Origin of the sequence: Novosphingobium olei (assembly GCF_012927405.1) — a bacterium.
Classification (GTDB): domain Bacteria; phylum Pseudomonadota; class Alphaproteobacteria; order Sphingomonadales; family Sphingomonadaceae; genus Novosphingobium; species Novosphingobium olei.
The window spans coordinates 140,036-154,401 of the sequence record NZ_JABBGM010000003.1; the positions used below are offsets into that span (position 1 = coordinate 140,036).

Annotated in this window: 16 protein-coding genes; 9 read left to right on the forward strand and 7 right to left on the reverse strand. The window is 66.0% G+C overall.

Annotated elements, in window-relative coordinates; all coding sequences use genetic code 11:
* Position 1: 1 nt before the first annotated feature.
* Positions 2–1,228, reverse strand: a complete 1,227-nt coding sequence (locus HHL27_RS08470) for a pyridoxal-dependent decarboxylase, exosortase A system-associated (RefSeq protein ID WP_169492968.1) — start codon at positions 1,226–1,228, stop codon at positions 2–4.
* Positions 1,225–2,751, reverse strand: coding sequence for an acyl-CoA ligase (AMP-forming), exosortase A system-associated (locus HHL27_RS08475; RefSeq protein ID WP_169492969.1), 1,527 nt, complete (start codon positions 2,749–2,751; stop codon positions 1,225–1,227). Before HHL27_RS08475 ends, HHL27_RS08470 begins: the two co-directional genes overlap by 4 nt.
* A 54-nt stretch (positions 2,752–2,805) precedes the next feature.
* On the opposite strand from HHL27_RS08475, the gene HHL27_RS08480 reads away from it, so the two are divergent.
* From HHL27_RS08480 to HHL27_RS08495, 4 genes are all read left to right on the forward strand, one after another.
* Positions 2,806–3,819: a GNAT family N-acetyltransferase gene (locus tag HHL27_RS08480; protein ID WP_240959593.1), complete on the forward strand. Its 1,014-nt coding sequence runs from the start codon at positions 2,806–2,808 to the stop codon at positions 3,817–3,819.
* A gap of 39 nt (positions 3,820–3,858) precedes the next feature.
* On the forward strand, positions 3,859–4,128 hold the full coding sequence (locus tag HHL27_RS08485) for an acyl carrier protein (RefSeq protein WP_420874035.1): 270 nt from the start codon (positions 3,859–3,861) through the stop codon (positions 4,126–4,128).
* A 70-nt stretch (positions 4,129–4,198) separates the two neighbouring features.
* The gene (locus HHL27_RS08490; RefSeq protein ID WP_169492972.1) at positions 4,199–4,867 is read left to right on the forward strand and encodes an alpha/beta hydrolase family protein; all 669 of its coding nucleotides are present in this window, start codon (positions 4,199–4,201) and stop codon (positions 4,865–4,867) included.
* A complete protein-coding gene (locus tag HHL27_RS08495) occupies positions 4,864–5,652 on the forward strand; it encodes a hydrolase 1, exosortase A system-associated (protein ID WP_169492973.1) in 789 nt (262 codons plus the stop codon). The genes HHL27_RS08490 and HHL27_RS08495 overlap by 4 nt, the downstream gene beginning before the upstream one ends.
* A 7-nt stretch (positions 5,653–5,659) precedes the next feature.
* Here HHL27_RS08495 and trxB read toward each other — a convergent pair whose 3' ends face one another.
* Entirely contained in the window at positions 5,660–6,634 is a 975-nt protein-coding gene (gene trxB / locus HHL27_RS08500; protein ID WP_169492974.1) for a thioredoxin-disulfide reductase, read from the reverse strand.
* Between the two features lie 167 nt (positions 6,635–6,801).
* On the opposite strand from trxB, the gene HHL27_RS08505 reads away from it, so the two are divergent.
* Positions 6,802–7,542: a hypothetical protein gene (locus HHL27_RS08505; protein WP_169492975.1), complete on the forward strand. Its 741-nt coding sequence runs from the start codon at positions 6,802–6,804 to the stop codon at positions 7,540–7,542.
* 56 nt (positions 7,543–7,598) lie between these two features.
* On the opposite strand, the gene HHL27_RS08510 is transcribed toward HHL27_RS08505, so the two are convergent.
* From HHL27_RS08510 to HHL27_RS08525, 4 genes are all read right to left on the reverse strand, one after another.
* Positions 7,599–8,033, reverse strand: coding sequence for a nuclear transport factor 2 family protein (locus HHL27_RS08510; protein WP_169492976.1), 435 nt, complete (start codon positions 8,031–8,033; stop codon positions 7,599–7,601).
* Between the two features lie 15 nt (positions 8,034–8,048).
* Positions 8,049–8,729: an SDR family oxidoreductase gene (locus tag HHL27_RS08515; protein WP_169492977.1), complete on the reverse strand. Its 681-nt coding sequence runs from the start codon at positions 8,727–8,729 to the stop codon at positions 8,049–8,051.
* Between the two features lie 3 nt (positions 8,730–8,732).
* A complete protein-coding gene (locus tag HHL27_RS08520) occupies positions 8,733–10,073 on the reverse strand; it encodes an aromatic ring-hydroxylating oxygenase subunit alpha (protein ID WP_169492978.1) in 1,341 nt (446 codons plus the stop codon).
* A 90-nt stretch (positions 10,074–10,163) separates the two neighbouring features.
* Positions 10,164–10,874 (reverse strand): TetR/AcrR family transcriptional regulator, encoded by a 711-nt coding sequence (locus tag HHL27_RS08525; RefSeq protein WP_169492979.1) that lies wholly within the window; start codon positions 10,872–10,874, stop codon positions 10,164–10,166.
* A 227-nt stretch (positions 10,875–11,101) separates the two neighbouring features.
* Between HHL27_RS08525 and HHL27_RS08530 the strand changes: the two genes are divergently transcribed.
* The 4 genes from HHL27_RS08530 to HHL27_RS08545 all read left to right on the forward strand — a co-directional run bounded on the left by HHL27_RS08530 (position 11,102) and on the right by HHL27_RS08545 (position 14,290).
* Positions 11,102–12,421 (forward strand): aromatic ring-hydroxylating oxygenase subunit alpha, encoded by a 1,320-nt coding sequence (locus HHL27_RS08530; RefSeq protein ID WP_169492980.1) that lies wholly within the window; start codon positions 11,102–11,104, stop codon positions 12,419–12,421.
* A complete protein-coding gene (locus tag HHL27_RS08535; RefSeq protein ID WP_338114853.1) occupies positions 12,418–12,993 on the forward strand; it encodes a VOC family protein in 576 nt (191 codons plus the stop codon). The genes HHL27_RS08530 and HHL27_RS08535 overlap by 4 nt, the downstream gene beginning before the upstream one ends.
* 64 nt (positions 12,994–13,057) lie before the next feature.
* Positions 13,058–13,498 (forward strand): nuclear transport factor 2 family protein, encoded by a 441-nt coding sequence (locus HHL27_RS08540; protein ID WP_338114854.1) that lies wholly within the window; start codon positions 13,058–13,060, stop codon positions 13,496–13,498.
* Between the two features lie 15 nt (positions 13,499–13,513).
* The gene (locus tag HHL27_RS08545; RefSeq protein WP_169492981.1) at positions 13,514–14,290 is read left to right on the forward strand and encodes a glucose 1-dehydrogenase; all 777 of its coding nucleotides are present in this window, start codon (positions 13,514–13,516) and stop codon (positions 14,288–14,290) included.
* The last annotated feature ends 76 nt before the right edge of the window (positions 14,291–14,366 follow it).

A 14,366-nucleotide genomic window follows, 5' to 3' on the forward strand; every position in this document is an offset into this window, starting at 1 on the left:
TTCAGATGAGAACTTCCGCCGCTGGCCCTTGCCCCAGGAAATGGACCGGACTGGCGCTGGCGCCATAGGCCCCGGCGCAGAACACGGCAACCAGATCACCCTCCTCGGCCCGCGGAAAACCGCCCTTCTCGGCAAGTCGGTCCAGCGGTGTGCACAAGCAGCCGACCACGCTCGCCTCTTCTTCCACCGGCGCATCGAAGCGCGTGGCGATGGCGCTGGGATAGTTGCGCCTGACGACGGTGCCGAAGTTGCCACTGGCCGCCAGCTGGTGATGCAGGCCGCCATCGGTGACGAGAAATATTTCGCCGTGGCTTTGCTTCCGATCGATCACCCGGGTCAGGTAAACCCCTGATTCGCCGACGAGAAACCGGCCCAGCTCGATGCAGAAAGCGGTATCGCGCAAAACCGCGGGCAGATCGGCGAAGCGCTCGGCCAGGGCATTGCCGACGGCGGCAAGGTCCAGGGGCTTGTCGCCGGGGAAATAAGGGATGCCGAAGCCGCCGCCAAGATTGCACTTCGGCACGGTCACGCCCGCCTCCTCGGCAAGCCGTGCAGCGAGGGCAAGGGTCTGCGCCTGCGTCTCGATGATCGCGGCGGCGTCCAGCGCCTGGCTTCCGGCGAAGATGTGGAACCCGCGCCAGTCGGCCCCGGCATCGACCAGCCGACGCGCCAGCGCAGGCACTTTGTCCGCATCGATGCCAAACGGCTTGGCCCCGCCGCCCATCTTCATGCCCGATCCCTTGAGATCGAAATCGGGATTGACGCGAATGGCAAGGCGCGGCGTCACGCCGATCTTCCCGGCGATCTCCAGCGCGCGCTCGGCTTCGCGCACCGATTCAAGATTGAGCGTCACGCCCTTGGCAATGGCCAGTTCCAGCTCGGCATCGCGCTTGCCGGGGCCGGCGAAGCTGACCTTGGCGGGATCAATCCCGGCCGCCTCGACCAAAGCGAGCTCCCCGCCAGAGGCGACGTCGAAGCCATCGACCAGCCCGGCCATGTGCGCCAGCAGCGGGGCGAAAGGGTTGGCCTTGACCGCATAGTGGATCGCCAGCCGGTCGGGCATCGCCGCGCGCAGGGCGGCGACGCGCGCATCGAGCCGTTCGCGGGCATAGACGAACAGGGGGGTGCGGCCCGCCTCGGCGACCAGATCGCTCGCCTTGCGACCGGCAATGGCGAGTTCGCCGTCGATCGCGACAAATCCTTCGGGGATGGGACCGAGCGGTTTCATGCCTCGGGCCCTTGCGCGAGTTCGGCGGCGAGCGCAACGCGATCGAGCTTGCCGTTGGGGCTGACCGGCATGACATCGCGCCAGTGGACGTGGCGCGGCACCATGAAATTGGGCAGCGAACGCGCCAGCGCCGTGATGAGCGCCGGCGTATCGGCCTCGCCCGTGGCCCGCGCGACGAGGTGGATCGCTTGGCCCAGCTGCGGATCGGGAAGCCCGAGTGCCACCGCCTCGGCCACCAGCCCGGTTGCGACGGCGGCTTCCTCCACCTCCTGCGGGCTGACCCGGTTGCCACTGGTCTTGATCATGGCATCGCGCCGGCCGACGAAGTGCAGCAGACCCTGCGCGTCGCGCCGCACACGGTCGCCCGACCACACCGCCATGCCGCCCATTACCGAGAACGCGGGCGCCGGTTTGAAACGCTCGGCAGTGCGCTCCGCATCCTGCCAGTAGCCCTGGGCGACGAGCGGCCCGGCATGGACCAGTTCGCCCTCCTCGTCCGGGCCCGCCGCACGGCCGTCATCGGTCACGACCAGGATTTCCGCAAAGGGAATGGCCGTGCCGATCGAGGTCGGGTGCGCATCGACCAGCGCGGGATCGAGGAAGGTCGACCGGAAGGCTTCGGTCAGGCCGTACATCGGGTAGAGATCGGCCTGCGGGAACGTGCGGCGCAAGGCTGCGACAAGCGACGGCGTCAGCGCGCCGCCGCTGTTGGTTAGCCGCCGCAGCTTCGCCGCGATCTCCGCCGGCCACTGGAGTTCGACCAGTTGCAGCCACAGCGGCGGTACCGCGGCGATGGTCGTGATGCCGTGCCGATCCACCGCCTTCATCACGTCGCGCGGCATCAGGTAGTCGAGCGGGACCACACTGCCGCCGGCATGCCAGGTCGAAAGCAGCTGGTTCTGGCCGTAGTCGAAGGCGAACGGCAGGACCGCGAGCACGCGATCCGACGGCGCGATCTTGAGATAATGGGCAACGCTTGCCGCCCCCAGCCATAGATTGGCGTTGGACAGCATCACCCCCTTGGGGCGCCCGGTCGATCCGCTGGTATAGAGGATAGCGGCCAGTGCGTCATCCTCAGTATCTGACGGAGGAAGCGGAGTCAGGTCACTGATTTCAGACCAGATCGCCGCTTCATCGCAAAGCGACGCATGGTTCGCGTCGCCCGGCTCCAGGCTGGTCAGGCGGCCTGCATTGGCAATGAGCAGGCGCGTACCGCTATCGGCCAGAATGTGCGCGACCTGCGCGCGCTTGAGCAGCGGATTGATCGGCACATGCACCAGCCCGGCACGGACGGCGGCGAGCGGCGCGAGGCACGTCAGCTCGCCCTTGCCCGCCCAGGTTGCAATGCGTTCACCCTTCGCTGATACCTTGCCGCGCAGCCAGGCGGCGAGCTGTCCGACGCGGGCATCGAGCTCTGCGTAAGTGAGCGTGCCCGAACGAAGCACCAGCGCGGGCGCGCCAGCCTCGCCGCGCAGGGGCAGATGGTCGAGCGGGCGAACGATGGCGTCGGGTTCAGCGGTCACGCGGGGATTACCTTGGTGGCTCTGGTCAGTCGCAGGCAAAGGCGGAAGGGCAATTTGGCGATCCGGGTCTATCACGTCGATCTGCGCGAAGCGCAAGCCGATCCGGCGCTCGCCGCGCTGTTCGCGAGATCGGACACGAGCGCGCCGTTCGACCGGCTGGACTGGCTTCGCCTGCTGGCCGAGACGTGCTTTGCGCAAGGCCGGTGCTTCCTCGCCGTGGCGCGCGAAGGCGATCGGATCGTGGCCCTGCCCTTGCGCGAAACGGCGTTCGGGTTCGCGCAACTGGGCAACTGGTACAGCTTCTTCATCCGCCCGCTCGGGCGCGATGTGGACTTGCTGTCCGCACTCGCCGCCAGCTTGCACCGGCCGCTGCGGCTTTACCCTATGCTGCAGGAGGACGCCGAAGCGATGGCCGGGGCGCTGCGATCGCAGGGCTGGCTCGGCAACATCGAAGTGTGTGATTTCAACTATTATTGCGACATAACCTCATCCTGTTTCGAGGATTGGTGGCGCGCACGCCCCGGTGCGTTGCGTGCCACGGTGCGCCGAAAGGGGCGCGACTGTGCGGTCGATCTTCAGGTGCTTTCGCAATTCAGCGATGACGCGTGGGACGCGTACGAAACAGTCTATCAGCGCAGCTGGAAGCCCGCCGAAGGCAACCCCGCGTTCCTGCGCCGCTTTGCCGAAGCGGAAGGCGCTGCTGGTGCACTCCGGCTGGGCATCGCGCGGATCGATGGCGAACCCGTCGCCGCGCAGTTCTGGACGATCGAGGGCGGCACTGCATGGATCCACAAGCTGGCCCACGACGAACGGCACAAGGCCCGCTCCCCGGGCACGTTACTTGCTCAAGCAATGTTTTCCCATGCGATCGACGTCGACAAGGTATCGCGGATCGACTTCGGAACCGGCGCGGATGCCTACAAGCGGGACTGGATGGATGCGGTCCGCCCACTATACAGGATTGAATTTCATAGACTATCTTCGCCATCCAGCTGGCCCCGCCTCGCACGGCTGGCTCTGCGCGGATGGATCAAGCGCCCCCTTGTTTTGCCGGGTTCCACTGGTTAGAGGCCGGAAAAACAGCGATTTCGTGCGGGAGCAGTGAGGGTGAGCGCTTTGGCCAGTGACGATACCGACGACCGGCTGCGTGCCATCCTGCGCGACGTGCTTGGGCTGAATGCCGATACCGTCGCCAGCTTCGACGCCGATACCGCGCTGTTCGGCGCCATCCCCGAACTCGATTCGATGGCGGTGGCCGGCCTGCTGACCGAGATCGAGGATCGCTTCGGCATCGTCATCGACGACGACGACATCGATGGCGAGGTGCTGGAAACCTACGGCAACCTTCTCGCCTTCACGGCGGCGCGCCTCGGCTAGAAGCGTCCCGAAACCGGACCATTGCGCTGACGACACTGCGGGCGCTTTGCGCTATCGCAGGTGCCTCGTCATGGAATTCTGCGCGACCTGGACCTGCCCCGGCCCCGACGGCCCCATTCATGAGCATGCGGCCGCCTTCGATCGGGGCCGCGAACGCCGCGTGCTGATCGTGCCTGCGCTGTTCGAGGAGCAGAACCGCACCCGTCGGCTGCTGGTCGAAACGATGCGGCGGCTCGATGCGGCGGGCCTCGACAGCTTCCTGCCAGACCTGCCCGGCTGCAACGAAAGTCCGCAGGATTTTGCGCACCAGAGCCTTCATGCCTGGCGCCGGGCGATGGCCGACGCGACCGCACAGTTCGCCGCCACGCAAGTCCTCGCCGTGCGCGGCGGGGCGCTGGTCTTTCCCGCGCACCTGCCCGGCCACGTGCTCGAACCGGTCAAGGGCGCGTCACTGCTGCGTCACCTGCTGCGCGCGCGCGTGATCTCAGGGCGCGAGGCGGGCGAGCAGCTTACGATCGAGGGCCTGCTCGACCAGGGCCGCGAGCATGGCCTGATCCTTGCCGGCTATCGCTTCAACCCGGCGATGATCGCCGGGCTGGAAGGCGCCCTTCCCGCGCATGAAGGCCAGCGCACGATCCTGCTGTCCGAGCTGGGCGGCGGCGCGGCGCTATGGACACGCGCCGAACCCGGCGAGGATGCTGCGCAGGCTGCTGCACTTGCCCGGATCGTTGCGGCATGATGCGCCGGCATCTGGGCTTTGCCTGCGAAGGGGCACAGCTTGTCGGCACGCTCGACACGCCGAGCGCAGCCGGGACAACGGGGCTGCTGGTGGTTTCGGGCGGCAATGAAATCCGCAGCGGCGCCTTTGCCGGCATGGCGCGGCTGACCGCGCAGCTGGCGCGCGAGGAAGGCGTGCCCTGCTTCCGCTTCGACCGGCGCGGCGTGGGCGAAAGCGAGGGCGAGAACCACGGCTACCGCTCGAGCGCGCCCGACATCGCCGCAGCGCTCGTCGCGTTCCGGCAGGCTGCGCCGCATCTCAGGCGGGTGATCGGCTTCGGCATCTGCGACGCCGCCAGCGCGCTGGCACTGTTTGGCGGCGATGCCGGTCTGGACGGGCTGGTCCTCGCCAACCCGTGGACGCGCGACGATGCCGAAGAGGCTGCTGGCGCGCTGCCGGCAGGCGCCCTGTGGCGGCGCTATATTGGCAAGCTGGCCCGCCCGGACGAATGGCGGCGGCTGTTGAGCGGGGGCGTCAGCATTGCCAGCATGGCGCGCGACGTGGGCGGCGCCGCAAGGGCACCGCGCGCCTCAGCGCTGGTGCGCGAGATGGACGAAGCCTTGTCGCGCTTTGCCGGACCAGTCTCGATCCTGCTGGCCGAAGGCGACCGAACCGCCCAGCTGTTCGAGGCGGCTTGGCCACGCACGGACCAACGCATCGCCCGGCACGCCAGCGCCGGACACGCCTTTGACAGCGAACCGGCGCGCGATTGGCTGATCGCGCGCCTGCGGGAAGCCCTGGCCTAGGGGCCGGTTATTCGGCCGCTTCGGCCTGGTGCGCGGCGAAGTCGAGCTCGGCCAGGAAACGCTCGGCATCGAGCGCGGCCATACAGCCCGTGCCGGCGGCGGTCACCGCCTGGCGATAGGTGTGGTCCATCACGTCACCGCAGGCGAACACGCCGGGGATCGCGGTCTTTGGCGTGCCCGGCTGGACGACGATATAGCCGCTCTCGTCCAGCTCGAGCTTGCCCTTGAACAGTTCGGTCGCCGGCGCATGGCCGATGGCGACGAACGCACCGTCGGTCGCGAGCGACGACTTCTCGCCGGTTACGGTGTCGACTAGCTCGACTGCCTGCAGGCCGCCACCGCCAAGGTCGCCCGAAAAGCTCTCGACCGCCTTGTTCCACAGCACCTTGACGTTGGGGTGCGCGAACAGGCGATCTTGCAGAATCTTCTCGGCGCGCAGGCTGTCGCGGCGATGGATCAGCGTGACGTCGGGTGAGTGGTTGGTGAGGTAGAGCGCCTCTTCCACCGCGGTGTTGCCGCCGCCGATGACCACGACCTTCTTGCCGCGATAGAAGAAGCCGTCGCACGTGGCGCACGCCGAAACGCCCTTGCCCGAAAATTCGACTTCGCCCGAAACGCCAAGCCACTTGGCCTGTGCGCCGGTGGCGATGACCAGGACATCGCCTTCGTACACATCGCCGCTGTCGCCGATGGCGCGGAAGGGCGAACCATCCAGGCTGACTTCCAGGATCGTGTCCCACATCATCCGCGTGCCGACGTGCTCCGCCTGGGCTTGCATTTCCTGCATGAGCCACGGGCCCTGGATCACGTCGCGGAAGCCCGGGTAATTCTCAACATCGGTGGTGATGGTCAGCTGGCCACCGGGCTGCAGACCCTGCACCACGATCGGCTGCATGCCCGCGCGCGCGCCATAGATCGCGGCGGAAAGGCCGGCGGGGCCGGAACCGATGATGAGCATGCGGGTCTTGTGCGTCGTCGCCATGAAGGGTCCTCCAGTCGAGGGCCGAGATAGAATCTGCGCGGGCAGATTACGAGTCCGCGGCCGCAGTTTTCCCTTGTTTGATCCCAAGCAATGTTTGTGTCGGAATCTTTCTGCATTGCTAATGCGAGTTTATCGCATTAGCCGGCGTGCGGGGCGATGGGGGGAACATGAACATCTTGAATTCGATCGTGCGCGCTGCGCTCACCCTGTCGCTGGCGCTGCCATCGGCGGTGGCCTTCGCCGCGCCGGGCACCGGCGACGAAGTCTATGGTGCGACGACCGAGGCCGGAAAGGTTGAGCTGGAATCGCGCTATGGCCGGCTGATGGGCGGCGCCGATGCCGGCGAAGATGCGCTCAAGCTCGAAGCCGCCTACTCGCCCTCCTCGCGCTTGCGCTTGGGTGCGCAAGTCGAGCTCGAACGCGAACCTTCGGGCCCGCGCAAGGCCGAAGCGATGAGCTTCGAAGCGATATACGGCCTCGGCCGCGTCGCAGGCATCGATGTCGCCGTCTATGGCGAATATGAAGTCGGCCTGCTGCACGAAACGCCCGATGCGCTCGAAGGCAAGATCCTGCTGCAGCGCAAGGCCGGACCGTTCGACGCGCGGCTCAACCTGATCTTCCAGAAGGCGCTGGCCACGGGCGAGCGCGTGCAACTGGGCTATGCCGCGTCGGCCGACTACGCCGTGGCGGGCGACGAAGTCCGGCTGGGCCTGGCCGCGTTCGGCGACCTGGGCGATTTCCGCCGGTTCGCGCCGCATGCCGAACATTTCCTCGGCCCGGTGGTCAAGGGTGAGGTCGAAGGCCTGGGGCCCGAGATCGCGATCGAAGCCGGCTATCTCTTCGCCATCGACAAGGCGCGCGACGATACCCGGGGCCAGCTGCGGCTGCTGCTCGAAGTGGAGTTCTGAAAAAGGAACGGGCGGCCGCTTACCGCAGCCGCCCATTCCGATTCGGAGAAGAAGCCTTATTCCGCGAACACGATCCTGTAGGCGCGGTAGGTGAACTTCCAGGCCCCGTCGATCCGGCGCAGCCGATCGTCGTAGCGGCCGTTATTGTAGACGCGCTTTCCCGTCTGGGGGTCGTCGTAGATCTCTATGGTATAAGCAACGGCCGTGGCCTCGTCGCCATCCACCTCGATCGATCCGGGCTGCATGAAGTAGATCATTGGCCGGGTCATGTTGTCGAGGCCATAGGCCTTCATCGATTCGACCCAGCCGGCGACGATCGTCTCGCGGCCCATGAACACCCCCAGATCAGGGTATTCGGGCAGTTCCCATTGCGCGTCCTCGGCCCAGATCGAGCCCCACAGCGCGGCGTCCTTCGTCATCACGCCGTGCGCGTGCGTATCCATCAGTTCGCGGATCGCGGTGCGGTCCTCGATCGGGCCGGTAAACGGCATGGCTTTGCTCCTCCCTTACCAGGCGTGCGGTTCGCCGTTCCACTTGAGGAAATCGCCCGAGGTTTCGAGCGTCCAGTCGGCGGCCACCTTGCGGATGCCGGCAGCGGATTCGGTGGGCGTGATGTCGGCGCCGGCGCCGCCCATGTCGGTCTGCACCCAGCCAGGATGCACCAGCCCGACAATGACGCCCTTGTCCTTGAGATCGATCGCCACCGAGCGCATCAGCCGGTTGAGCGCGGCCTTCGACGCGGCATAGGCATAGAACCCGCCATAGGGCCAGGTCGACGCGCCGAGCTGGCTGGTGATGTTGATCACCTTGGCACCCTTGCCCAGGCGCGGCAGGAACGCCTGCAGCACGCGCAAGGGGCCCTGCACCATCACGTTGAACGTATCGTTCCACGCCTGCCAGTCCGCCGTCTCCAGCTCCTTCTCGGATGAAGGCCCGGTCACGCCGGCGACATTGTAGAGCACGTCGATGGAATCGCTGCCGCTGGCGGCGGCGGCCTTCACCGAAGCATCTTCGGCCACGTCCATCGCATGGATCGTCAGCTTGCCGTTCGATGCGGCGGCAAGATCGTTGAGCTGGTCGCTGGCCGAGCGCGCCAGCGCGATCACCTTGTCCCCCGCTTCGACGTGCTGGCGCGCGATCTCCAGCCCGATGCCGCGCGCGGCGCCGGTGATTGCTACGGTTGCCATGACTTACCTTCTCCCTTCGAGCCAGTCGTTGAGCACTTCGTGGAAGAAGCGCACACGGGTTTCCTGTGCCGGCAGGTAGGCGTCTTCATAGCCCTTCGAATGCATGCCGGCCTGCATACCTTCGGCCAGCTCCATGTCCTGGTAAACTATCTGTCCTGCGAGTTCGGGGATGCCGCGCCCGCCATCGAAATCGCGATGCTCGCAGGTTTCCACCTCGCGCAGCGGCTTTTCGCCGGCCATGATCGATTGGCAGGTCTCTTGCCCTTCCACCGGGAATGCCATGCACCACAGGTCGAAGAAGCACTTCTCCGGGTCCTCGGGGTGCGGTTCGCTGCGGAAGAAGATCAGGTTGTCGGGCAGGAAGCTGATCGTCACGTTCGGGAAGATCACCGTGTGCGGGCTGTCGGTGATCTGTTCGTCGTCCATGTCCTTGTAGTGGACATAGCCCCGCTCCTGCCACAGCCGGCGCTTGGCGGCTTTCAGGTCGAGCCAGCCCTGCATCGCCATGTCTTCGTACGAGGCATAGCTGGACGGATCGATATCCCATTGCTGCAGGATCGCCTCGAACGGGTGCGGCACGCCCTCGGGCAGCCGGTCGGACAGCGACGGACGCATCGGCTGCACGGTGCGGCCATGCCCGCGCGGCCACATTTCGTGGCGTGCGGTGTCGACATCCTGGTCGATCCACGGCGGCACCTGCGGATGCGCGGTGCGGGTGTGGTAGCTTTCCGAGAAGTTGTCGGTCACGAACTTCCAGTTGGCGTTCAGCGCGATGCGGTACCACGCCACGCGGACCGCGGTGTCCATCGGGTAGTTCTTGTAGAGCTGCGGCATCGGATCGAGATAGTCGAGCAGCGGCTCGGCTTTGGGGTCCATCGTGTACCACACGAACCCGCCCCATGTGTCGCAGCGCAGTTCCTTCAGGCTGAGCTTTCCGCACGGATCGCCCTGCGGGAAATCGTGCCCGTCCTGCGCGAACTGCAGCACGCCGTCCTTGCCCCACTTCCAGCCGTGGTACGGGCAGGTGATCGCCTCAAGCGAGGAGCTTTCCGCAACCATGCGCATGCCACGGTGGCGGCAGGAATTGTAGAAGGCGCGGATCGACCCGTCATCCTGGCGGATGCAGATCACCGATTCCTTCATGAAGGTGTGGACGAGGAAGTCGCCCGGCTCGGGAATTTCGGCAGTGCGCCCGGCGACATGCCAGATGCGCGACCACAGGCCATCCCACTCCTTTTGCGCGAATTCCTTCGAATAGTAGCGATCGCCGGTGATCGGATCGCCACGCAGGTTGGCCGGATCGCGGCCATCGAGCGCGGCAAAGCTGGCGCTGTTCTCGTTCATCGTCGTCTCCCGCCCGTCCGTCTGCTGCGGATGCCGTGGGCCAAGCTGTGGCCCAGCGGTGCACGGCGGGATACTGGCAGAAGAACCAGATTAAAGTCCAGTCGGATTGTTTTCTTCGAGGTCGAGAATGCCGGCAGCCGCCTCGGCGTGCAGCAAAGCCACCACGCGCGCCACCAGCCGGCGAACCAGCGCCGCGCGCTTCGCGCCGATGACGGGCAGGTTGAGCATGAGACCCATGTGGGCCGTCACCACGAAATCGCTGACGAGCTTCATCGTCTCCCACCGCGCCTGCCATTGCGGGAAGCTCTCGATCATTTCCGAGATCCAGACGGCATCGAAGCGCTGTGCGGCGGGCAGGAACACCCGCTCCAGGTCGCTATCGCTGCGGGCCGCCACAGCCAGCTCGACATAGGCCGCATAGTCGCGCGTCTGGACGCTGCGCCAGTACGCCTCTGTGCTGATCTCGAACAGCGCTTCGTCGCGCGCGCCGGCAACAGCAGAGAGGTAATCGTCGAGGAAGGCCTGCATCCGGCGATAGAACACATGCTCCACCACGGCGGCGGCAAGGTCCATGCGGGTGGCGAAGTGATGGTGCATCGCCCCGCGCGAGGAGCCCGTGCGCTCTGCCACCTTCTGCGTGGTGAGCCCGGAGTACCCCTCCTCGACCAGGCAGTCGATCGCGGCCTCCACCAGCCGGACGCGCGTGCGCACGCTCTTGCGCTGCTGCCAGCGCTCGGGCTCTGCCGCGAGATCTGCAGGAAGCATCGCATCGAGCATGCGTTGCTGCATCGTGGTGGCCATTCGGGCTCCTATCACAAACTTCAGGTTCTTCGCGCGTGTGAACGGTGGCAAAAGAAACCGGCAAGGGTGCCTGTTTTCACGCCTCAAGCCGCAGAAATGCAACCTGCGAGTTTGGTGAGTGGGCATGGGGCGGGCATCAGGAGGATAGTGCGGTCCAACGGTCGCCGGCGTTCCAGATTCGCCGTCAGACCGCCCCTTGCGGGGAGCCGCCTGGAGAGGAACCGAAGATGACCGTTGAGCAGCCGATCTCGCGCTATTCGCCCGAATTCGACGTCGCCGTGCGCGGCGACACGATCACCGCAGACCGCTACATCAGCAAGGAATGGATGGAGCTGGAGCGCGACCGGCTGTGGCCCAAGGTCTGGCACCTGGGCGGCGTGACGGCGGAGCTGGAGGAAGAGGGCGATTTCATCCGCCACAACTTCGGCAAGGAATCGGTCATCATGGTCAAGCAGGCCGATGGCTCGATCAAGGCGTTCTACAACTCCTGCCCGCACCGCGGTAACCGCCTGATCCTGGGCGATGCCGGTTCGACCCCGCGCATCACCTGCGGCTATCACGGCTGGCAGTTCGATCCCGACGGCACGCTGGTCCACGTGCAGGACCCGGACGATTTCGCCGGCGGCAACCCCTGCGGCAAGACCAAGCTGTCCGAACTGCGCTGCGAAACCTGGGGTCCGTTCGTGTTCTGGTGCATGGACGACGATGTCGCCCCGCTGCACGAATGGCTTTCGCCCTTCCCCGAACGGCTCAAGGGCTACAAGCTGGAAAACTGGGTGCGCGTGCTGAATGTGTCGGCCGATGCGAACTTCAACTGGAAGATCATCCGCGACAACTTCAACGAAAGCTACCACCTCCCCACCATCCACCCCGAACTGGCCACCTTCATCAACGACGGCCTGCCGACCACGCTGTTCGAGATGTACGAGAGCGGCCACAACGCGATGTGGATGATCGGCCACCAGGCCACCACCCGCAAGGACTACGTCAGCGGCGACGTGCCGCCGGGCCTCTATGAAGCGGCCGAAGCCTGGGGCATCGATCCCAAGGAATATCGCGGCCGCACCAACGACATCCGCGAGGCGGTGATCAAGGCCAAGCGCGAAAAGGGCGCCGAGCGCGGCTATGACTACAGCGAGATGACCGACCAGCAGCTGGTGGACTACTTCCACTGCACGCTGTTCCCGAACCTCACCATCACGATGTCGCCCGAACAGTGCCAGATTCTGCGCACCGAACCGCACCCGACCGACCCGGAAAAGTGCGTGTTCCAGCACTGGTGCCTCTATCCGCCGGTCGAAGGCATGACCGAGATCGACACGCCCGTGGGCCGCGCACCGTTCAGGCACGACGCGATCCACCGCCACTCGGTCTACGGTGACGGCGTTTCGGTGGGCTACGTCGCCGATCAGGACCTGTCGATCGGCACCACCCAGCAGCAGGGCCTCAATTCGCGCGGCTTCAAGGGCTGCCTGCTGCCCGGCCAGGAAAAGCGCATCCAGCGCTTCCACGAACTGCTCAACGACTACGTCAAGGGCGGCGCGTGAGCGCACTGGCGCAGGGGACGGCCGCCTTGCCGGCGATCGTTCCCGGCCGCACGGGGCCGCACCTGATGCAGGCGGCCTTCATCGTCGATGACGTCGAAGCGGCCGCGCGGGCCTGGACCAGGGCCACCGGCATCGGTCCCTTCTTCATCGTGCCCCACATCCAGCTGGCCGAGCTGGACTATCGCGGGCAACCGGCAGAGGGCATCGATTTCTCGGTTGCGCTCGCCCAGTCGGGCGGCACGCAGATCGAGCTGATCCAGCAGCACTGCGACCGCCCCAGCGCCTATCGCGACACCATCGCCAAGGGTGCGCAGGGGTTCCACCACTTCTGCATCTACACCGATGCCTATGACGAGACGCGCCAGCGCTATCTCGACCAGGGCTTCATCAGCGCGGTCGATGGCCGGTTCGGCGCGATGCGCTTCTGCTACATCGATACCTCGCCCGCGCTCGGCTGCATGATCGAGATCGTGGAGGAGGATGCGGGCCAGACCGAGGCGTTCACCCGCATCGCCCAGGCCGCGCTGGATTGGGACGGCGTGACCGAGCCACTCCGCCCCCTGTTCGCCTGATCCCAGACCTCGATGCAGCCCGCAAAGGGCGCATCACAACACCACATCACCTTGGGAGAAAACCGTGTCCGTGACTTGCCCGATCGAGGATCGTCTTGCGATCCAGGACCTGATGATCGCCTATGCCCATGCCGTGGACACCATCGGCAACATCGATGGCATTCTCGACGTGTTCACCGAGGATGCGGTGTTCGATCTTTCCGGCATCGGCCTTGCCGCGCTCGAAGGCCATGACGGCATCCGCGGCTTCTTCACCAACGTCTTTGCCAACATGGCGCACCATGCGCACTACCTGACCAACTTCGCGGTCACCGCCTATGCCGGCGATACGGCATCGATGCGCGCCTATGTGATCGGCATGGGCGTGGGCAAGGACGGCAGCACGGTCACCGTCAACGGCCGCTATTACTTCGACGTCCGGCGCACCGCCGCCGGCTGGAAGGCCACGCGCTACACCATGGATTTCCTGCTGCCACTATCGGGCACGCTAGAGAACGCGAAGTAGGACGGGAGCGAAAACGTGAATCCAGATCTCGTGAACCTGACCGGCAAGGTCGCCATCGTTACCGGCGCCGGCGTCGGCATGGGCCGGGCGACCGCCCGCCTGCTCGCCGCGCGTGGCGCCAGGGTCATCGTCTCGGACATCAACGCCGAGACTGCCGCCGCCACCACGGAGGCGATCCGCGCGGCGGGCGGCGAAGCCCACGCCTTCCGCTGCAACGTTGCCGACGAAGCGCAGGTCGCACGTCTGGTGGCAGAAGCGGTCGCGGTGTTCGGCAAGCTCGATTGCGCGGTCAACAACGCGGCGATCACGCCGGACAACCTCCCCATCCACGAAGCCGACATGGCGGCGTTCGACCGGGTGATGAACGTCGACCTGCGCTCGGTCATGCTGTGCATGAAGTACGAGATTGCGCAGATCCTGCGCCAAGGCACGCAAGGCTCGATCGTCAACATCGGCTCGGTCAGCTCGGTGCGACCGCAACCGTTCAATCCCGCCTACGTGGCCGCCAAGCATGGCGTGATCGGCCTGACCAAGGTTGGCAGCCTTGACTACGCAGGCAAGGGCATTCGCGTGAACGCCGTGCTGCCCGGCGCCATCGACACGCCCATGCTGCGCGGCGCGCTCGAAACCACGGGCAATACTGAGGAAGACTTTGCCCCTGCCCTGTCGCTGTTCGGCCGCTTCGGCAAGCCGGAGGAAGTCGCCGAAGCGAGCGCATGGCTCTGCTCCGACGCCTCAAGCTATGTCACCGGCCACAGCCTTGCGGTCGAAGGCGGCTACCTGACGCGCTGACCGGTTCGCACGCCGCGCAACGAAAAGGCCCCGGCTCCTGATGGAACCGGGGCCTTTTTCATGTCGCCTGGACGAT